Annotated in this window: 17 protein-coding genes and 1 riboswitch; of the genes, 16 read left to right on the top strand and 1 reads right to left on the bottom strand. The window is 53.1% G+C overall.

All coding sequences use genetic code 11. The features are described 5' to 3' along the window. Positions 1–39 precede the first annotated feature (39 nt). From MKY59_RS02335 to sdaAA, 12 genes are all read left to right on the top strand, one after another. Positions 40–1,332, top strand: coding sequence for an arsenic transporter (locus tag MKY59_RS02335; RefSeq protein WP_339275774.1), 1,293 nt, complete (start codon positions 40–42; stop codon positions 1,330–1,332). 585 nt (positions 1,333–1,917) lie between these two features. Then, positions 1,918–2,856: a phosphate ABC transporter substrate-binding protein PstS family protein gene (locus MKY59_RS02340; RefSeq protein ID WP_236417615.1), complete on the top strand. Its 939-nt coding sequence runs from the start codon at positions 1,918–1,920 to the stop codon at positions 2,854–2,856. Positions 2,857–2,973: 117 nt separating this feature from the next. Continuing rightward, the gene (gene pstC, locus MKY59_RS02345) at positions 2,974–3,906 is read left to right on the top strand and encodes a phosphate ABC transporter permease subunit PstC (RefSeq protein ID WP_236417614.1); all 933 of its coding nucleotides are present in this window, start codon (positions 2,974–2,976) and stop codon (positions 3,904–3,906) included. A 2-nt stretch (positions 3,907–3,908) separates the two neighbouring features. Beyond that, on the top strand, positions 3,909–4,796 hold the full coding sequence (gene pstA / locus MKY59_RS02350; RefSeq protein WP_236417774.1) for a phosphate ABC transporter permease PstA: 888 nt from the start codon (positions 3,909–3,911) through the stop codon (positions 4,794–4,796). Positions 4,797–4,808: 12 nt separating this feature from the next. Further along, positions 4,809–5,564, top strand: a complete 756-nt coding sequence (gene pstB / locus MKY59_RS02355; protein ID WP_236417613.1) for a phosphate ABC transporter ATP-binding protein PstB — start codon at positions 4,809–4,811, stop codon at positions 5,562–5,564. Positions 5,565–5,903: 339 nt separating this feature from the next. Next, a complete protein-coding gene (locus MKY59_RS02360; RefSeq protein WP_339275777.1) occupies positions 5,904–6,614 on the top strand; it encodes a response regulator transcription factor in 711 nt (236 codons plus the stop codon). Continuing rightward, a complete protein-coding gene (locus MKY59_RS02365; protein WP_339275778.1) occupies positions 6,611–8,074 on the top strand; it encodes a HAMP domain-containing sensor histidine kinase in 1,464 nt (487 codons plus the stop codon). Before MKY59_RS02360 ends, MKY59_RS02365 begins: the two co-directional genes overlap by 4 nt. A 35-nt stretch (positions 8,075–8,109) precedes the next feature. Next, entirely contained in the window at positions 8,110–9,201 is a 1,092-nt protein-coding gene (locus MKY59_RS02370; protein WP_339275779.1) for a hypothetical protein, read from the top strand. A 17-nt stretch (positions 9,202–9,218) separates the two neighbouring features. Beyond that, the gene (locus MKY59_RS02375) at positions 9,219–9,725 is read left to right on the top strand and encodes a PH domain-containing protein (RefSeq protein ID WP_339275780.1); all 507 of its coding nucleotides are present in this window, start codon (positions 9,219–9,221) and stop codon (positions 9,723–9,725) included. Continuing rightward, complete coding sequence (locus MKY59_RS02380; RefSeq protein WP_339275782.1) at positions 9,715–11,226, top strand: PH domain-containing protein; 1,512 nt, start codon at positions 9,715–9,717, stop codon at positions 11,224–11,226. Before MKY59_RS02375 ends, MKY59_RS02380 begins: the two co-directional genes overlap by 11 nt. 292 nt (positions 11,227–11,518) lie before the next feature. Next, positions 11,519–11,647, top strand: a riboswitch (glycine riboswitch). Between the two features lie 226 nt (positions 11,648–11,873). Next, positions 11,874–12,563 (top strand): L-serine ammonia-lyase, iron-sulfur-dependent subunit beta, encoded by a 690-nt coding sequence (gene sdaAB / locus MKY59_RS02385; protein WP_236417606.1) that lies wholly within the window; start codon positions 11,874–11,876, stop codon positions 12,561–12,563. Further along, positions 12,553–13,485: an L-serine ammonia-lyase, iron-sulfur-dependent, subunit alpha gene (gene sdaAA, locus MKY59_RS02390; protein WP_339275785.1), complete on the top strand. Its 933-nt coding sequence runs from the start codon at positions 12,553–12,555 to the stop codon at positions 13,483–13,485. Before sdaAB ends, sdaAA begins: the two co-directional genes overlap by 11 nt. Positions 13,486–13,584: 99 nt before the next feature. On the opposite strand, the gene MKY59_RS02395 is transcribed toward sdaAA, so the two are convergent. Next, the gene (locus MKY59_RS02395) at positions 13,585–15,348 is read right to left on the bottom strand and encodes an alpha-glycosidase (RefSeq protein WP_339275787.1); all 1,764 of its coding nucleotides are present in this window, start codon (positions 15,346–15,348) and stop codon (positions 13,585–13,587) included. Positions 15,349–15,456: 108 nt separating this feature from the next. On the opposite strand from MKY59_RS02395, the gene MKY59_RS02400 reads away from it, so the two are divergent. The 4 genes from MKY59_RS02400 to MKY59_RS02415 all read left to right on the top strand — a co-directional run bounded on the left by MKY59_RS02400 (position 15,457) and on the right by MKY59_RS02415 (position 19,396). Beyond that, a complete protein-coding gene (locus tag MKY59_RS02400; RefSeq protein ID WP_236417603.1) occupies positions 15,457–16,140 on the top strand; it encodes a response regulator transcription factor in 684 nt (227 codons plus the stop codon). After that, a complete protein-coding gene (locus MKY59_RS02405) occupies positions 16,137–17,669 on the top strand; it encodes a HAMP domain-containing sensor histidine kinase (RefSeq protein WP_339275788.1) in 1,533 nt (510 codons plus the stop codon). Before MKY59_RS02400 ends, MKY59_RS02405 begins: the two co-directional genes overlap by 4 nt. A 99-nt stretch (positions 17,670–17,768) precedes the next feature. Beyond that, positions 17,769–18,683, top strand: coding sequence for an ABC transporter ATP-binding protein (locus MKY59_RS02410; protein ID WP_236417601.1), 915 nt, complete (start codon positions 17,769–17,771; stop codon positions 18,681–18,683). Next, positions 18,680–19,396: an ABC transporter permease gene (locus tag MKY59_RS02415; protein WP_339275790.1), complete on the top strand. Its 717-nt coding sequence runs from the start codon at positions 18,680–18,682 to the stop codon at positions 19,394–19,396. The genes MKY59_RS02410 and MKY59_RS02415 overlap by 4 nt, the downstream gene beginning before the upstream one ends.

Raw genomic sequence — 19,396 nt, forward strand, 5'->3', positions numbered from 1 at the left:
CCTAACTAGGATACGGCTATTTGTGGCGTGGGGGACATTATGACGATGATTGCAATACTTATTTTTGTGCTTACCATCGCCTTGGTCATTTGGCAGCCGCGAGGGCTTGGCATCGGTTGGTCTGCCTCGGGAGGAGCGCTGCTCGCCCTTCTCTGCGGAGTGGTAAGTCTGAGTGATGCCGTGGATGTGGCATCCATTGTATGGAATGCAACGCTTGCCTTTATCGGCATTATTATCATTTCGCTCATTCTGGATGAGACCGGATTTTTCGAATGGGCTGCCCTTCATATGGCAAAGCTTGCGAGGGGAAACGGGAGAAAGTTATTCATTTATTCCATTATGCTGGGGGCCGTGGTATCGGCACTGTTCGCCAATGACGGGGCCGCTCTCATTCTAACGCCGATTGTGCTTGCGATGGTAAGGGCGCTGAAATTGGATGAACGGATGGTTTTGGCCTTTGTCATGGCCAGCGGCTTCATTGCGGATACGACTTCGCTGCCGTTAATCGTCAGCAATTTGGTCAATATCGTATCGGCCGATTATTTTGGCATTACGTTTGTCGATTATGCTGCGCGCATGATGGTGCCCAATTTCATTTCGCTTGGGGCCAGTACCGGCATGTTGTATTGGTTCTATCGCAAAAGCATACCGGCTCGCTATGATTATGCGTCAGCGCGTGATCCAAGGGAAGCGATCCGGGATCCGCGGATGTTCCGCATATCCTGGTACATGCTCGGATTGCTGCTCGCTGCGTATGCGTCCAGCGAAGTGCTGCCCATCCCGGTATCGGCCATCGTTGGGGCGGTTGCTCTGGTTTTCGCTTTGCTGGCTCGCCGAAGTGATGCGGTTAACCTGAAACGGGTCGTGCGGGAAGCGCCGTGGTCGATCGTCATTTTTTCCATCGGCATGTACATCGTCGTGTATGGATTGCGTAACGCCGGGCTGACGGACCATTTGAGCGAATGGCTTGATGCCATTGCCAAACACGGCGTGTTGGCCGCCTCGCTCGGCATGGGTATGATTGCAGCGGTGCTCTCTTCCGTAATGAACAATTTGCCGACGGTGTTGATCAATGCGTTGGCCATTCACGGGACGCAGGCCGAGGGTATCGTACGTGAGGCTATGATTTACGCCAATGTGATCGGTTCGGATCTCGGACCGAAAATGACGCCGATCGGATCGCTCGCCACGCTGTTGTGGCTGCATGTCTTATCTCGCAAGGGTGTCAAAATTACTTGGGGATATTATTTCAAAGCAGGCATCATTTTAACCGTTCCTACATTACTTGCTACGTTGGCAGGGTTGGCGTTATGGCTGTGGTTGATTGGTTAGCCGGCGGGGCTCGAATGGAACTGCCGTTTATGTAAACATGTTTACGAAAAGCCGTACTCATGCACGGGTCTTGAACTCGACATGAGACGGCTTTTTTCGATATGTTAAAGCAATGTGTCGCAATCTGCTGCATTTCCCATATAGCTTACTTCTATTAATAGAAGTATTCCATTCCATAGATCTGCATCATTCATGATTAGGCCAGTCCAAATACGACTGGCCTTTTTTTTGCATCCCCAGGCGTGGGGAGATTTTTAGTGAAAAACTAAGCAGCTAAGTAGTGTAGAGGATGAATGAATGCGGAGAGCGAGAGCGTTCGCCTTTGCGGCCGTATTTTAACCATTGATCATATAATCAAAAAATTCGGAAGCAACAGCGATTGGAGCAACGTTCGTTTCCGGAGCGACTGCTCCGAGAAGGGAATTCATTTACGATGTTTCGAAACCACCGCCCATATTTTTAACACTGCGTTTACAAAACATTGATTTAGAGATGACATAGCGAAACTACAATAAGAACAGAGTTGATGGTGAACAAAAAAAATCGCAAATCGCCATCACTACATTGGGGGAGGAAAACAAAACTATGTTTAAAAAGTTGCCGTTTATTCTGATGACCTTAACGTTCGTACTGGTGCTTGCTGCATGCGGATCGAACAAAAATGCTGCGACAGATGATACTGCAAGCAATGGTTCCGGATCGACAGGAGAACCCGCTACGGAGCAAGTGAGCGGAAACATCCTTGCTGTCGGATCGACTGCTTTGCAACCACTGGTAGAGCAAGCTGGACAGAAGTTTATGGCAGTTGACGAATATAAAAACGTAACGGTTCAAGTGCAAGGCGGCGGCAGCGGTACTGGTTTGACTCAAGTTTCCGAAGGCCAAGCCACAATCGGGAACTCCGACGTATTTGCCGAAGAGAAACTCGAAGACGAAGCAAAAGCCAAAGAATTGATCGACCATCAAGTGGCTGTTGTGGCCATCGCACCAGTAAGCAACAAAGACGCTGGCGTGACCGACCTGACAAAGCAGCAGCTGATCGACATTTTCTCCGGCAAAATCACGAACTGGAAAGATGTTGGCGGTGCGGATCAAGCGATCGTGATCGTTAACCGTCCAAGCAGCTCGGGTACACGCGCAACATTCGAAAACTTTGCGCTGGGTACCAAAGTGGAAGACATCCAAGGTTCGATCCAAGAAGATTCCTCCGGTACGGTTAAAAAGCTCGTAGCCGAAACACCAGGCGCAATTGGTTACTTGGCTCTGTCTTACCTGGATGACAGCCTGCAAGTCCTGAAATACGAAGGCGTTGAGCCGACGGTTGAAAACGTGGAAGCAGGAACTTATCCAGTGTGGGCTTACCAGCACATGTACACTAAAGGCGAGCCTGATGCAGCAACGAAAGCGTTCCTGGACTACATGTTGAGCGACGAAATTCAACAAAACGACGTTAAGGAGCTGGGTTACATTCCGGTATCCGGCATGAAAGTTAAACGCGATGCAGCAGGCAACGTCACTCAATAATCTTTGAACCTACGCATACAGCGAGAGAGGCGGACTATGGTCCTGCCTCTTTGCGCGGTTTGCTCCGATGTTTTCCCAATATTTGTACCCAAACCAATTATAGAAGGATGGTAGTTTATGGAACAGACCGAAAGGGGAACGGCAGTGAAAAGCATTAAACCGGGTCGGCCCTTGAGAGAGAAACATTACTGGGAAGAATGGACGGGACGCATATATACGTCGATCTGTGTCGTTTTTCTGATCGTTGTCATGTTTTCTATCGTATATTTTGTCGCATCCAAAGGTCTGATGACTTTCTTCAAGGATGGCGTAAGTCTGAGCGAGTTTTTATTCGGCAAAACATGGAGCCCGACCACTGAACCTGCATCCTACGGGGCACTGCCGTTCATTACCGGGTCGTTTACAACGACGCTGCTTGCGGCACTGATTGCAAGTCCGCTCAGCCTTTGTGCGGCTTTGTTCATGACGGAAATCGTGCCGGGCAAAGGGAAAAAGATATTGCAGCCGGCCATCGAGCTGTTGTCTGGCATTCCTTCCGTTGTATACGGCTTTATCGGTCTTACGGTCATCGTTCCTGCGTTGCGAAGCATCTTCGGCGGGGCCGGCATCGGAATCGCGGCAGGGTGTCTTGTGCTTTCCGTTATGATTCTGCCAACGGTAACCAGCATCATGGCGGATGCGTTATCCGCACTGCCAAAAGGATTACGCGAATCGTCCTATGCCCTTGGGGCAACGCGCTGGCAAACGATCTATCGCGTGATTATCCCAACGGTTCTGCCTGCGCTTCTGACGGGTGTCGTTTTGGGCATGGCCCGCGCTTTCGGTGAAGCTCTTGCGGTTCAGATGGTAATCGGTAATGCGCCGCACGTTCCGTCATCCTTGCTAGAGTCTGCTTCTACGCTGACCAGTGTAATTACCTTGAGCATGGGTAACACAACGATGGGTTCGGTTCACAACAATGCTCTGTGGAGCATGGCGCTCGTGCTGCTGGTGATGACGTTTGTCTTCGTCCTGCTGGTTCGTTTGCTTGAAAGGAGAAACCGCGTATGAAGATGAAAGCTAAAACGGTAGACAAAGTGGCCACAGCCGTTATTGTGGCATTGGCGCTATTTATCGTCGTTCTGCTGCTCGGACTGCTCGCCTTCATTCTGGTGCGCGGAATCGGCCAAATCGATTGGCATTTCCTGACGAGCGCGCCTCAGCTGCTGAAGGGCGGCGGCGGGATTGGCCCGCAATTGTTCAACTCGGTATTTTTGCTTGTTTTGACATTGATTATCACCATTCCGCTCGGTTGGGGCGGGGGTATTTATATGGCGGAATATGCCAAACCGGGTCGAATCACCAACTTCATTCGACTCGTTGTGGAAGTATTGTCTTCTTTTCCGTCGATCGTGATCGGTTTGTTCGGTCTCTTGCTGATCGTTAACACGTTCGGCCTGGGCTTTTCCCTGATTTCGGGAGCCATGGCACTGGCCATCTTTAACCTGCCGCTGATGGTGCGGACGACGGAACAAGCTTTCCGGGCCGTGCCGAAGGAACAAAAAGAAGCCGGGCTTGCGCTGGGTCTGTCCAAATGGAAGATCATCACGTCCATTTTGCTGCCTGTGGCATTGCCGAGTTTGATTACGGGTACAATTCTGGCTTCGGGCCGAATTTTCGGCGAAGCGGCAGCGCTGATGTTTACGGCAGGCATGAGCAGCCCGCCCCTGGACTTCACGGACTGGAATCCTGCGAGTCCAAGATCGCCGCTCAATCCATTCCGTCCGGCTGAAACGCTCGCCGTGCACATCTGGAAAGTTAACAGTGAAGGCATCGCGCCGGATTCCAAGGAAGTGGCGGCAGGAGCATCGGCCGTGCTTGTCCTTCTCGTACTGGCGTTCAATCTGAGTGCTCGTTGGATCGGCCGGGTCGTTTACCGCCGCATGACAGCTTCGAAATAAGGAGGAACCGACATGGCCATACCTTTTGGTACGGAACAGTTAAGCATATATTACGGGCATTTTCAGGCGGTCAAACAGATCAGCCTGGCATTTCCCGAATCGAGCGTAACGGCGCTCATCGGACCTTCCGGCTGCGGCAAATCGACGTTCTTGCGGTCTTTGAACCGAATGAACGACGAAATTGCCGGCTCCCGTACGGAAGGGCATATCTGGATGGATGGGAAAGACCTGAACGAACCGGGAACAGACGTGATCAAGCTCCGCCAGAAAATCGGCATGGTATGGCAGAAGCCCAATCCTTTCCATAAATCCATCTATAACAACATCGCGTTTGGGCCGCGTTACCGCGGCATGAAAAAGAAGAAGGATCTGGATGAGGTTGTAGAGAAAAGCCTTCGCCGCGCGGCGCTGTGGGATGAGGTCAAAGATCGCCTGAACGATTCGGCACTGGCTCTTTCCGGCGGACAGCAGCAGCGTCTGTGCATTGCACGCGCATTGTCCGTGGACCCGCAAATTTTGCTGCTCGACGAGCCGGCCTCCGCGCTGGATCCGGTGTCCACCGGCAAAGTGGAGGAGTTGATTTCGGAGCTGAAGAAAGATCTGCGCATCGTCATCGTTACCCACAACATGCAGCAGGCAGCCCGGATTTCGGATTTTACGGCATACTTCTACCTGGGCAGCCTGGTTGAGCACGGAGATACGGAGCATATTTTCACGAATCCGGACAACCGCTTGACGCAAGAATACATCATGGGTCGTTTCGGTTAATCGAAGCACACTCGCATGGAATGCAATTTAGTTCAATAAAAAGAAATGGAAGCATAACTCCCGAACGATGAGTTTCGGAGTTATGCTTTTTTTGTGGTAGCGTTTGCCACGACAAAAACAGTCATGCTACGATAATCAGGGCCAAGGCGCTGTCCTTGGAGAGCGAATTATAACGATAACATGCGTCAACCACAAAAGAGGGGGCGTCCTGACATCAGGGGGCTCTTTTTGCGTACCCTTTGCTCTTATATTCAAGAACGCATTTATGAAGAAAGTATAAACTCTGCGGAGGGATGAACGTTCTTCGCTACAATACAGTCATGGGAGGATGAAACAGCGATGAGAGACCACGTGAATATTTTGCTGGTGGAGGATGATCCGGAAATTGCCCGCATTTTGACGGACCATCTTCGGCGTGAGGGATATGGGGTGACTTGGGCTTCGAGCGGCCTGGAGAGCTGGGAGGATTTCAGGGAAGGGACCTACCAATTGGTTTTGCTGGATCTGATGCTGCCGGAGATGGACGGGTTCGCGGTATGCAAAAATATCCGGCTGATCAGCGACGTTCCGCTGCTCATGATGAGTGCGCGCATCGAAGAAGAGAGCAAGGTCAGAGGTCTTGGCCTGGGCGCTGACGATTACATTACCAAGCCGTTCAGCCTGGCCGAACTTACGGCCCGCATCGAATCCCACCTTAACAGATATCGCAGATATCAGGGCATCAAGCCGGATTCGACCCATCAACAGTACAACGACGGGTTGTCGATCGACCTGTTGAATCAACGGGTGCAGCTTCATGGGGAAGATATCGTACTGACCAATAAGGAATGGGCTTTGCTCACGCTGCTTGCCTCTCATCCGGGCCGGGCATTCACCAAGGCGGAGCTGTATGAACATGTGTGGAATCAGCCGGTTGCGGGAAGTTCGGGTACGGTCACCGTCCATGTGAAGAGCCTGCGCGCCAAGCTGGGGGATGAGCCTCATCAACCACGCTGGATCCAGACCGTATGGGGCAGCGGATACCGATTTGTAGGAGATTTGGCGGAATGAAGCTGAAATACTGGCTGATGATTGTTTTTCTCATCGTGATGCTGCTGCCTGTCGGTGCAGGCTGGGCGCTATTCTCCCTGTACGACTACTATAACGATCAGCGCTCCGTAGCGGAATATGTAGAGTTGTCCGGACGGCTGGGTCCCATCGAGCAGGCATTGTCCGACCCGGGGCTGTACCGCCTGCAATCTGCTGATGCCTATGCTTCGCTCTCCGGGCTCGCCAGTGATCAAGTGAACTTTGACCTCTATCTGCCGTCAGGGATCAGGGTGTATACATCCGGTGGGGATCCCTGGTCTGCCGGGGCTTATACCGTCAGGGGTTCGGAACTATATCGCGATCTGTACGACATGCAGATTCGTCATCGCACGTTTACGCTGAAAAAGCCGGTATGGGAAAAGGGTGAACTGGTTGGCATTTACGAGATCGTCATGCTTCGCGGAGAGTGGCTTGAAGGCATCTCGGTCCGGACGACATGGGTCGTCGGCTCCGCTGTTATATTCTTTATCCTGTTATATGGCACCGTGCTCTGGCTGCTATCCAGAAAGCTTTTTCGACCGATGAGACAGCTGATGGACAGAATGCATGCTTTTGCGCGGGGAGAGGTTCCCATGGATGACGCACCGGTACGTCGCGATGAAATGGGCACGCTGCTCAAGCAATTTGATGCAATGCAGGAAAAAGTGAGGCAGACGCAGGCAGAAGTGGAGAAGGAGCAAAAAGAGAAAGAGCTCATGGTCGCTTCGCTGTCTCACGATCTGAAGACACCGTTAATGTCCATCAGTGCCTATGCGGAGGCGATTCGTATGGATACGCAATTGGAACCGCCCGAGAGACGGGAGTACTGGGACGTGCTGTTCGGAAATGTGGAGCGGATGAAACGGATGATTGGCGAACTCGAAATGTATACGGCGCTGGGTTCCGGTGAATTGGAGATGGCCATGGTCGAGGTGGAAGGAGAAGAGTTCTTCGATATGCTGCTTGGTAGTTATGGAGGACTTGCCGAGCGTGAACAGATTGACGTAAAAACGGTCGTCCGCACAGATCACCTCTACCGGCTTCATCCCGAACAACTGATGCGCCTGACAGACAATTTGATGAACAATGCACTGCGTCACACAAGAGCGAACGGGGCAATAGGTCTGGGCGTCATTGCTTCAGATCAGCCGCTTCCGGAATGGATCATTCCTACGCTGGATTTGGAGCTGGATAAGTTCAGGACGGGATCAACCTTGATCCTGGTGCAAAATGAAGGGCCTGCTATTCCTGAAGAACAGCTGGATCGTATTTTCGAACCCTATGTTCAACATCAGAATCAGGAAGGGAAGGCGTATGCAGGAAGCTCAGGTCTGGGATTAAGCATAGCCAAACGGATTGCCATCAGGCACGGAGGTGAAATGCGCATGTGGTCGGCTGAAGGTTACGGTACGATCGCTGCATGCCGATTGCCTGAGATGTAATGCGCATTTGAATAAAATGAGAGAGGGCGAATGAGATGATGAAAAAAGGATGGATGATGCTCGGTACGGCTTTGCTTGCAGGTTCACTGCTCGGAGGTTGTGCAGAGAAGGAAATGCTTGGCCTGTCAGGAGATGAGATGATCGAGAAGGTGGTCGCTGCAGAAACGAAACCCGCATCATATTATGCTGAAGGTGAAATGAAAATATGGTCGGACGACAAGCTGAATCACACCATGCACATTAAGGAATGGGTCGACGGAGAGACGGGACGTAAGCGCACGGAAACAGAGGAGAATGGCCGCGTAAGCTATGCGGTCAATAACGGAACGGAAATTACAATTTACGAAAAAGAGACAGGCACGGCGTATTCGATGGACGTATCCGCCATGGGACAACAGCCCGAACAGACCCAGAAGCAGATGCTCGTGGATCAGCTGGAACGGTTGCGGGATTCCCATGATGTGGATATGATGGGACAGGAAAAGCTTCAAGGACAGGACGTCATTCACATTAAGCTGACGCCGAAGGAAGAAGGCACTTTATCCATTTCCTCCGAGTATTGGGTAGACCCCAAAACGTGGATGATTGTCAAAGTCATTAGCACCTATGGCGATGAAAAGTCAGAAATGGTCTATGACCCGATTCAATATGATCCCGAGTTTTCCGAGGATACGTTCGTGATTGATATCCCCAAGGAGGTTGATGTGAAGGATCTGAATGATCTAACGCAGAATTCGGAAGTGAGTTTGGAAGAAGCCGAACAAGCTTTGGGGCAACCCTTTTTGCAGGATATGAACGGGGAGTTGGAGCTGTCGCGGATTGAGATGACTTCACTCGGCGGAGAGCTCAGCAGGGACGAAGTGACATTGTATTATGTCAACAACGACAAGGTTGAAGTGAGTATGACCGTATTCAAGGCGCCGGATGAAGATGGTGATGACACGCTGCTGCCTGATGAGTCCGAGGTTGAGGTTCGTGACACAGAGGGTTCGTATATGAAGAGCATCCGGAACATATCCTGGACCGAGAATGGATTGCGCTACTCGATCATGGGTGAGAACGAAGAATGGACAAAGGAGAAGCTTCAAGCTTGGGCGAAGGATCTGAAGCTGCCCAATCAGCCTTAATTGAATTGGAGGAGAGTGTGAGTCACGCAATGGATTACGCAGAGCATAACAACGGAGAACGGCGGCGCCTCCACCCGAAAGCTAAACAAGCAACAGCCTTGACGGCCCTAATGGTCAATGGGCTGTTGATTTTACTGGCCGTCGGATATCTGATCGTAGCATGGTTTAGAGATTGGGTGGAGTGGCCGGGATGGATCGGGACAGGGATTTTTATGATTTCACTAATCTGGTATACCTGGATTTTGCCCGGATTACGTTACCGGCACTTCAGTTTTCGGGTCGCTGATGATGAAGTGGAGATCCATTCTGGCTGGTTGTGGCATACGGATACGATTGTGCCGATGACGCGTGTGCAGCAGGTGGAACTGGAAAGCGGTCCTCTGCTGCGAAAATATGGACTTGCCAAAGTCAGCATCGTTACGGCGGCAGCTACGCTCCACATTGCCGGGTTGGAACGGGCAGAGGCAGAGCAATTGAAGCGCAATATCGGTCATCTGGCGAAGGTGGAAGATCATGATGAATGAACCGAAGCGTTTACATAAGATGTATGTCCTCTTTCCTTTTTTTAGCGTAATGAAGTCCATCATTCCGATTATCGTTCTACTCATCATCAAAGGCGTGGACTGGAGCAAATTTCCGTGGTACAGCTATGCTGCGGCCGTTGTGTGCATCGCGCTTCCTTTTGTTCTGTATGGTTGGATCAAATGGCGTAAATTCAGTTATACGCTGCAGGACGATCGTATTGTGCTGCGCCAGGGCCTATTTGTCCGGGAGGAGAAATCGATCTATTTCAGCCGCATCCACTCCGTCCAGACGCAACAGCCCCTGATTCAGCGGATGCTCCGGCTGGCACAGCTCAAGATTGAGACGCCGGGGGGCAGCGTTGAGGCGGATGGCGTGCTTCCCGCTCTGGCAATTACAGAGGCCGAGCGGATCGAGCGGTGGTTATATCAGAAGCGAAGTGAAGCGGTGAAGAGAGAGGACGCGCCTGCGGCAGCACCATGGTCCGAAGAGCATGTTCGCCGCGAAGAGGGAGAAGCTCCCGGACAGAGTGTGGAGCTTATGGAGGGGGCAGCATTCCCGGTAAAGCGAGAGGTTCTGCTGCGCCTGTCAGCCGGCAGATTGTTTGTCGGAGCGCTGACAACGATGAATCTGCCGCTTGTCGTGGTTTTCGGTGCAGGGGTCTATTCATTCGCAGATGACCTGCTTCCGGATCACTTTTACAGCAACCTGGTTGAACAGGCCGGACGGCTGCCCGTAATTTGGTGGCTCGGACTTGTGCCCGTCATGTTTTTGCTGGCATGGATCTTGTCAGCCGTGCTGTTTACGATCAAGTATGCCGGGTTCACCGTGGAGCAGGAAGGCGGAAACATTGCCATCGTTTCCGGTCTGCTCGACCGGAGAAAGCATGTGTTTTCTCCCCGTAAGGTACAGGCTGTGGAGGTCAAAGAGGGGCTGCTGCGACAGCCATTTGGTTATGCCGAGGTGGAGATATATGTCTTGACTTCGGAGATGGAGAAAAAAATGATGCTGCATCCGCTGCTGCCGGTTCGCGATGTGAATGAACTGCTTGCCCGAATCGTTCCGCAATTCGAAATGCACACACCTGCCAGCCGCCCTCCGGATCGAGCCCGCTGGTTGTTCCTGCGCTGGAAACTGCTGGGTGCGGCCGTGCTGGGAACGGCGGGAACCGTATTTCTGGGCCAGGCCGGCGCGCTGCTGTTTCTCTTCGTGCCCTTATGTGCCGTTTGGGGATACGGATGCTTCAAGGATGAAGGGATGAGCATTCAAGGCAAGCAGCTGACGCTTCGTCACCGGACAATATCCCGCAGAACGGCATTAATGCGCAGGCCCCATGTCGTTACGGTGAACACCGCTGCCACGACCGGACAGCGAAGCAAGTCCTTGCTATCCGTTCGGGCCAAGCTTATGGTGAATCGAAGCGGCTTTAGAGCGGTTTTCCTGGAACATGACCAGGCTAATGCCGTGAAGGATTGGTTTCGACAGGCTTCGAACTTGATCTAGTTGGATAGGGAGACTGTCTAATCACTGAACAATACCATAAAAGGATGCATATAAATATATGGAGAATCTCAATGTGTATATGTACAACGTCTCCAAACATTATTGGCCTCTCAGCCGGGATTTGCGATATCATGCACCCGTTTATCTGGCACTCGTCCGAGTATGGTAATAATACGTTAATTTTATTGACATAAAGTGTGTTGAAGTTTAATCTGTTATATGAATGACCAAGATGAGTAAGTAATATGTGTGAACAAGAACATGACTTATCGATTATGACCTATATAGCGAATGATGACGAGTGGGAGAGACCCGGACAGGCTGAATAAACATTCATGCGGCCGCTTCGGGCACCGAAGGAGCAAGCGGCGTGCACCCGGCACGAACGTTAATCTCTCAGGTAAATGTACCATCGTTGGACGCAGCTCTGGAGAGTGTGCCATGACATGGCGCCGCCCAAGGGGTAAATGATGGGGTCGAACAATCGACCAACATCATGAAACTCTCAGGCATCGAGGACAGAGAGAGGGCTAAAGGCCCTTCTCTGTCCTTTTTTGGTGTGTTTATAAGGAAGCATAGTGAAAATATGGATGCCTTGGATTCGGACATGATGGAGTCGGCGGGGCAGTTACATGGAGGGGTGCAGGATGCGTTTCAAAGATGTGTTTTCAATTATTGGCCCGTCTATGACGGGGCCATCCAGTTCACATACGGCAGGAGCGGCAAGGCTCGGCCGAATTGCGCGCCAATGGCTCGGCTTTATGCCCGAGCGGGCGCGGTTAACGTTGTACGGCTCGTTTGCGGATACGTATCAGGGCCATGGCACCGATCTTGCGTTGATCGGCGGCCTTCTCGACTATGCAACCGACGATCCGCGCATTCCGGATGCGGAGCGATATGCGGAAGAAGCCGGAATGGATGTCGAATTCTATACGAGCGGCCTGCCTGCCCCGCATCCGAATACCGTCAAGATCGAACTGTGGCACGGCGAACGTCAATGCTCGCTGGTTGGTGCCTCCATCGGCGGCGGCAGCGTATCGGTGCACGCGCTGAACGATTTCCGCGTGCAGATCAGCGGCGAATTCCCTACATTGGTCCTGCGCCATTCCGACAAGGCCGGCGTCCTTGCCTCGGTGACGTCAACGGTCAGTTCCTCCGGCGTGAACATCGGTTACATGCAGGTAGACCGCAAAGCCCGCGACGGTGAAGCGTTGACGGCGATGGAGATGGACGGTCCGCCAAACGCGGAGATGCTGAACCGATTGCGTACCCTGGAACATATGCTGGACGTTCGGGTCATTGATTTGAAGAGAGGGGTGGGTCACGATGCGGTTTAAACATTTGCACGAGCTGAGCGCCATCTGCACGGCCGAATCCAAGTCGATTGCGCAGCTTATGGTCGAGGAGCAGGTAAAGGAAACCAATGTCCCGGAAACGGACGTTGTGCGGCAAATGTCGGAATATTATCAGGTGATGAAGGAGGCTGTGCGTAAAGGACTGACGGAGGACACCACTTCGCGCAGCGGATTGACGGGCGGAGACGGCAAAAAGATGGCCGCGTACATTCGCAGCGGAGAAACCTGCTCGGGTGATGCTTCTGCGCTTGCAATGACCTATGCGCTGTGCGTATCCGAGGTGAATGCCTCCATGGGACGCATCGTGGCGACGCCGACGGCGGGTTCCTGCGGCATTATCCCCGGCGTGTTCATTAGCGCCCAGGAGCGGTTTGGCTGGAATGACGAGCATTTGGTCAATGGTTTGTTCTGTGCCGGAGCCATCGGATACGTCATTGCCAACAATTCCTTCATCTCGGGAGCCGAAGGGGGCTGCCAGGCTGAAGTGGGCTCGGCGATCGGCATGGCAGCAGGCGCAATGGTGGAGCTGCGCGGAGGCACGCCGGAGCAGGTCGTGCATGCAGTCGGTCTTGCGCTCAAAAATACGCTGGGCCTGATCTGCGATCCGGTGGCCGGGCTAGTAGAGATCCCTTGCATCGTCCGCAATGGGCTGGGTGCCGTGACTGCACTGGCTGCCGCGGATATGGCCCTGGCTGGCGTGCGCAGCGCGATTCCTTCGGACGAGGTGATCGATGTGATGCTGGAGGTGGGCAGCGCCATGCCGAGCAGGCATCGCGAGACGGCCCAGGGAGGTTTGGCGCAGACGCCGACGGGGCGGAAAATGATGGAGAAGCTGGCAAAACCGAAAGCGAAGCGTGCGCCCGAGCCTGAACTGCAAACGGGAGAAGAACAACCTTCCGAGTAGACGGAAATGGTGTCATTGCCATGATTTCATCGATATTTAAAAGCCGATGCAAGTTCTTCCATAGGAAGAGCCGCATCGGCTTTTTTGAGCATGGGGCACTCACTCGGGTTTCAGCGGCGTGGTTCCCAGAACGGCATATCCATAGGCGGGAAGCTCCACGGCGAGCGTGCCTCCTTCCAGGGCGATCCGGTGATCGCTCTCCAACAAATCGGCCCATTCTCCTTCGCCTGCTTCAAGCTCGAACATGGCCGTTTCTTCGGAGCGGTTGAATAACACGAGAATGCGTTCCTCGTCGCTTTGCCGCTCCAGCACCAGCTGGCTGCCGCCTGGGCTTGCTTGCGGGAAGCGGATGCTGCCTTTCGCACGCAGGGCGGGATGGGCATGGCGAAGCGCAATGATTGTTTTGTAGAAGTCCAGCAGCTCTCGATCTTGCTTCGCTTCGTCCCATTCCATGCATCTGCGGCATTCGGGATCTCCCCCGCCCTCCAGACCGATTTCATCCCCGTAATAGATGCAGGGGGCTCCCATGTAGCTGAACTGGAACAAGGCTGCCAGCTTCATCTTGCGTTTATCCCCTTGAGCCAACGTGAGCAGCCTTGGCGTATCGTGGCTGTCCAGCAGGTTGAATGCAACCTCGCTGGCCTGGTGTACATATCTGGACAATTGTTTTGCCATGGCATGCACGAATTGATCCGCATGCATCTTGCCCATCACAAAAAAGCGGTTAACGGCTTCGGTGAACGGATAATTCATCGCGGCGTCGAATTGGTCGCCCTGCAGCCATGCCGAAGCTTCGTTCCACACTTCGCCCAAAATGTAGGCATCCGGGTTGGCTTGCTTGACCACGCGCCGGAAATCCTGCCAGAACGCATTGTCGACTTCGTCGGCCACGTCCAGCCGCCATCCGTCCGCTCCGACATCCTTGATCCAATACTCCGCGACCTTGAGCAGATATTCCTTGACCTCGGGATTTTCCGTGTTCAGCTTCGGCATATGCGGCTCAAAACCGAAAGTATCGTACGTGGGTACGCCGTCCTTCACGTCAAGTGGAAACTCGTGAACGTGAAACCAGTTCGCATAACGGGATTTCGACCCGTTCTGTTGTACGTCGACGAAGGGAGCGAACGTTTTGCCGGAATGGTTGAACACCGCATCGAGCAGCACCTTGATTCCGCGCTTATGGCACTGTTCCACCAGGCGTTTGATCGTTTCCGCATCTCCGAAATGGCGATCCACTTTCAGATAATCTTCCGTATCGTACTTGTGGTTTGTGGTTGCTTGGAAAATCGGAGTGAAATAGATGGCCGTGATGCCGAGCTCGCTCAAATAATCGAGATGGTCCATGACACCCTGCAAATCTCCGCCGAAAAAGTTGAAAGGCGTAGGATCGCTGCCCCATGGTTCAATGTCCTTCGGATTCCGGGAAGGATCGCCATTGGCGAATCGTTCGGGGAATATTTGATAGAATACGGCGTCTTTGACCCAATCCGGCGGTTCAAAAACGGCTCCGGGATGTATGTACGGGAACTGGAACATGCGGCCGGGATCGTCAGGCTCCTCCTCTTGAAAGTCGGTTTCGGTCATCCAGATCTGCTCTTGCCCGCTTTTGAGCAAAAAGGCGTACTTCAGCCGATGATAGGGCGGCTTGACCTCTCCTTCGAAGTAATCAAACATGGAATCGGAGGCATACTTGCTTAAAGGAATCAAGGCACTCGTTTCTTCCCAGGCATATTTGTCCCCGGTCAGCGCAAGGGCCTCGGTGAGATCGTCTTTTTTGGCGCGAAGCCGGAGACGAATCGTATCTTTGTCGTAGGCATAGGCCCAATTGCGTTTGGATTGGTGATAGATGGCTTCCAGCAGCATGTGATGCATTCCTCCAATCATAATGAACATGAACCGACGTGATATCGGCAGTTTAGGTATAATTGAGATATATTACCTCAAAGAAGCAGAAAGGAAACGATGATACGCATGAAACCAAAATTGTTATACATTGAGGACGACATCGAAATTTCCGCATGGGTCAGGGATGACCTTGAAGAACGAGGATATGACGTCGTTTGGCTCGCAAGCGGCGAAGGAGCCACGGAGGCGGCAAATGGATGCTCCTTGATTATTCTCGACGTGATGCTGCCCGGATTGGACGGATTCACGGTAGGGCAACGACTCAAAAAGGAACATCCCGCGGTCCCGATCGTCATGCTTTCGGCCCGGACGTCGATTGACGACAAGCTGCACGGGCTTGAATTCGCGGACGACTACGTTACCAAACCGTTTCATCCGGATGAGTTGGCCGCCCGAATCGAGGTCCAGTTGCGCAAGTCGGGTACCGCAGTGGCTTCCGGTCAAACGATCAGGCTGGAGCACCTCTCCATCCATGAGCAGGATCATCGGATCGTCAATGAAGAAACGGGAGAAGAGATTATTTTATCGGGAAAACAGTATCACATCTTCGCCTACCTGCTCCGGCACATGGGCATGATCCGAACCAAGGAGCAGATCTACGAAGCGGTATGGAACGAACCTTACCTTGACGGCGACAAGACGTTAATGGTGCATATTCGCCATCTGCGGGAGAAGCTGGAGCGCGATCCGGCGAATCCGACGATTTTACAAACGGTGCGCGGCGTTGGATATCGCGTGAAAAAACCATGATTCGCCGTTGGCGGAAACGGACTACAGTAGAAGCGCCCCGCCAGACTCGAAAGGGCAAATCGGAGAACGTGCGCAAGCTCCGGTGGACGCGTTCCTTGATGTCCCGTTATATTCTGCTCATTTTATGTGCGGTATTATTTGTTCCGGTCGTCCTCCCAATCATTTCTGTAACATATGTCGTCATTGCCAACTACACAAACCATCATGTGGACCAGACTCCGTATGGCGATGCAACGGGATTCGGGAAAATGTGGATCGGCGAAGGTCGGAGGCTGGACGGGGTTCCCCCGAAGGAAGTGGATGCACGGCTAAGGAAGCTGCATGACGATTATCCCGAGTCTTCGATATACCGGGTTAACGGCAAAGGGGAGACCGAGCTAATTCTGCCAGGAACCGGCGTGGAAGTGGCTGCAACGAAAAATGCAGCTAAAGCGGAGACTCGATTAAAGTGGATGCTTGGCGAACAGCGAACGGAAGTTACCCTTATTCCCGCTGTCTGGGAAGCGTCCGACATGCTGCAGTTCATGAAGGATGCTTCCTACCGCGACCCGTTGACGGCGGTCGCTTTTGTGGGCGGTGGGAATGTAGACAAAGGGCAGGGGTTTATGGTCATCGAGATGCCGCGACATATGTTGGAGATGCAGCGCAGCGAACCTTGGGAGTTTTTGTATTTGCTCACGTTTATGGGCATCGTGTTCCTGTTCTTTATCTTGATGTCGGTCCTGTTCTTTGCCCGCATTCGCAAGCGGCTGATCCGGCTGCAAACGGCGATGGTGGATCCGGGCAAAGAAGGCATTCCGCTGCCTGTCAACGTCCGTGCATCAGATGAAATCGGCCAGCTGGAGGAATCGTTTAATCAGATGGTGCACCAACTAACGGATAGCCGGCACCGGGAGCGGGAAGAGGAACAGCTGCGCAAGCGGCTTGTGGCTGGGCTTTCCCATGATTTGCGCACGCCGCTTACCGTCATCCGGGGCCATATGCATGCTTTGCACAAGGAAGCGCTCAGCGAAAACGGGCTCCGTGCGTTGATGCGAATGGAAGCTAAAATGGACGACCTGGGCGGACTCATTGACAACATGCTCTCTTACAATTTGTTGGCGAGCGGAAAATATACGCTGAAGCTGGAGGATAAGGACGTTTTGCGTATCGTGAGGGAAATGGCGGCATCCTGGTATCCGGTATGGGAGAGGGAACAATTCGAGATCGACATTGATCTGCCGGACGAATCTTTGATTTGGCGCGTGGATGAACAGGGATTCAGGCGCGTGCTGGACAATCTGTTTCAAAATGCGGTGCGGCATGCAGCCGCAGGCCGGTACATCGGCATCGCCACGGAAGAAATCAAGGGTCAACGGGTCATCGTCGTGCGTGATGCCGGCCCAGGCATGCAGAAGGAGTCCGAGACCAGAGGAACGGGGCTTGGTTTATCCATCGTCGATCTGCTCATTCGCGAAATGGGGCTGCGCAAGCGCGTGGAAAGTTCGGCGCAAGGTGTTGCGATTTATATCTACAGCGGCGTTAACTAGTGACATCCCCGGGAACACGTTTTTTAAACTAAACTTAAACTTCGGGCACCCCGGCTTTTAACCTTGAGCCTTTAATATGGGTTTCGAGGTGATTAAACCATGAGCGAAAACATTATTCAAACCGCCAACCTGTGGAAAACATATCGCGACCGCGCAGCGGTCCGGGAACTTGATTTGACGATTAAAAAAGGAGACATCTACGGTTTCCTCGGCCCGAACGGCGCCGGCAAAACAACGACGATCCGCATGCTGCTCGGCCTGATCAAGCCGACGAAGGGCGTCATTCGCATCTTTGATAAAGACATCCGCAAGGATCGCATGGACATTTTGCGGCGTGTGGGCTCGCTCGTCGAATATCCGTCCTATTACGGGCATCTGAATGCGGTCGAAAATTTGGAAGCCCTGCGCCGGATTTTGGGCGCACCCAAATCGCGGATTAGCGAAGTGCTCTCGATTGTTGACCTGACTCGGGACGCCAAACGGTCAGTCAAAGGGTATTCGCTGGGCATGAAGCAGCGTCTCGGCATTGCCAGCGCGCTGCTGTGCCAGCCGGAGCTGCTCATTTTGGACGAGCCGACGAACGGTCTGGACCCGGCAGGCATTCAAGAGATCCGCGAACTGATCAAACGCATGCCCTTGGAACACGGCATCACGGTCCTCGTGTCCAGTCACTTGCTCAGCGAAGTGGAGCAGATGGCCAGCCGGGTCGGCATTATCCGTGACGGGAAAATGGTCTTGCAGGACACTATCGCGAACTTGCATAACCAGACAGGCAGTTCCATCTGCCTGACGGTATCGGAGCCGGAAGAAGCGATGAAGCTGGCGCGGGAGCAAGGACAGTTCGGCCAACGCCAGGGGTCAATGCTGACGTTCCCTTACATGGACGATAGCGCCATCGCCTTGCTCGTTCGCCGCCTGGTGGAACGGGATCATGCGGTGTATCGCGTGGAGGAGCATCGCCAATCCTTGGAGGACCTCTTCATGCGCGTGATCGGCGAGGGGGCTTCCATATGACAGGGCGGGCGCTATTTTCCGATTGGCTGAAGATACGCGGCAAGGGCATTTGGTTTCTCGTTTTTCTGGCACCGATCGGACTGACCGCGATGCAGGCGCTGAACTTCGGTTTGAGGCTCGATTACTTGAAGGAACAATACGCAGCCGATCTGTGGGGAGGGCTGCTCGAAAACGTGGTGATGTTCGTGCCGCTCGCCCTGATGTTGGGCGCAACGGTGCTCAGTTCGATGATCGCGGGCGTTGAGCATGAACAGGGTTCATGGAAGCAGCTTTTGGCCATGCCGATCTCCAGAACGGCCGTATACACGGGCAAATTTTTGCTTGCTTGCGTGCTGCTGATCATTTCGTGTTTGTTGCTGACCGCTGGCATCGTCGTCCTTGGATTGGTGCTTGGATTCGATGCGGGAAGTATTCCGTGGGGACAGGCGATCACGCTCGGATTGATGCCGCTTGCTGGGGCGCTGCCGGTATTGTCGCTTGAATTTTGGTTGACCACGGTCAGCAAAAACCAGGCGCTGCCGGTAACCCTTGGCATTGTTTTGGCCATCGTAGGCTTGTTTTCGTTGTCCCTTTCCCCATATTTCCCGCTCGCTTGGTCTCTGATGGCTTGGAGCGGTCCGAACCCCTTGATGTTTGCGGGTATGGGCATTGGTGCGGGATTGCTGATCCTGCTGCTTGGCATGGTCCACTTCAGTCGAAAGGATGTGGCCTAG

Source organism: Paenibacillus sp. FSL W8-0426, assembly GCF_037969725.1.
Classification (GTDB): domain Bacteria; phylum Bacillota; class Bacilli; order Paenibacillales; family Paenibacillaceae; genus Paenibacillus; species Paenibacillus hubeiensis.

Bases quoted from the DNA above. Each gene is read 5' to 3' on its own strand.
- MKY59_RS02395 (WP_339275787.1), bottom strand. From the start codon at position 15,348: ATGCTGCTGGAAGCCATCTATCACCAATCCAAACGCAATTGGGCCTAT.
- pstB (WP_236417613.1), top strand. From the start codon at position 4,809: ATGGCCATACCTTTTGGTACGGAACAGTTAAGCATATATTACGGGCAT.
- MKY59_RS02415 (WP_339275790.1), top strand. From the start codon at position 18,680: ATGACAGGGCGGGCGCTATTTTCCGATTGGCTGAAGATACGCGGCAAG.
- sdaAA (WP_339275785.1), top strand. From the start codon at position 12,553: ATGCGGTTTAAACATTTGCACGAGCTGAGCGCCATCTGCACGGCCGAA.
- MKY59_RS02360 (WP_339275777.1), top strand. From the start codon at position 5,904: ATGAGAGACCACGTGAATATTTTGCTGGTGGAGGATGATCCGGAAATT.
- MKY59_RS02380 (WP_339275782.1), top strand. From the start codon at position 9,715: ATGATGAATGAACCGAAGCGTTTACATAAGATGTATGTCCTCTTTCCT.
- MKY59_RS02370 (WP_339275779.1), top strand. From the start codon at position 8,110: ATGATGAAAAAAGGATGGATGATGCTCGGTACGGCTTTGCTTGCAGGT.
- MKY59_RS02340 (WP_236417615.1), top strand. From the start codon at position 1,918: ATGTTTAAAAAGTTGCCGTTTATTCTGATGACCTTAACGTTCGTACTG.
- pstA (WP_236417774.1), top strand. From the start codon at position 3,909: ATGAAAGCTAAAACGGTAGACAAAGTGGCCACAGCCGTTATTGTGGCA.
- pstC (WP_236417614.1), top strand. From the start codon at position 2,974: ATGGAACAGACCGAAAGGGGAACGGCAGTGAAAAGCATTAAACCGGGT.
- MKY59_RS02405 (WP_339275788.1), top strand. From the start codon at position 16,137: ATGATTCGCCGTTGGCGGAAACGGACTACAGTAGAAGCGCCCCGCCAG.
- MKY59_RS02410 (WP_236417601.1), top strand. From the start codon at position 17,769: ATGAGCGAAAACATTATTCAAACCGCCAACCTGTGGAAAACATATCGC.
- MKY59_RS02335 (WP_339275774.1), top strand. From the start codon at position 40: ATGACGATGATTGCAATACTTATTTTTGTGCTTACCATCGCCTTGGTC.
- MKY59_RS02400 (WP_236417603.1), top strand. From the start codon at position 15,457: ATGAAACCAAAATTGTTATACATTGAGGACGACATCGAAATTTCCGCA.
- sdaAB (WP_236417606.1), top strand. From the start codon at position 11,874: ATGCGTTTCAAAGATGTGTTTTCAATTATTGGCCCGTCTATGACGGGG.
- MKY59_RS02365 (WP_339275778.1), top strand. From the start codon at position 6,611: ATGAAGCTGAAATACTGGCTGATGATTGTTTTTCTCATCGTGATGCTG.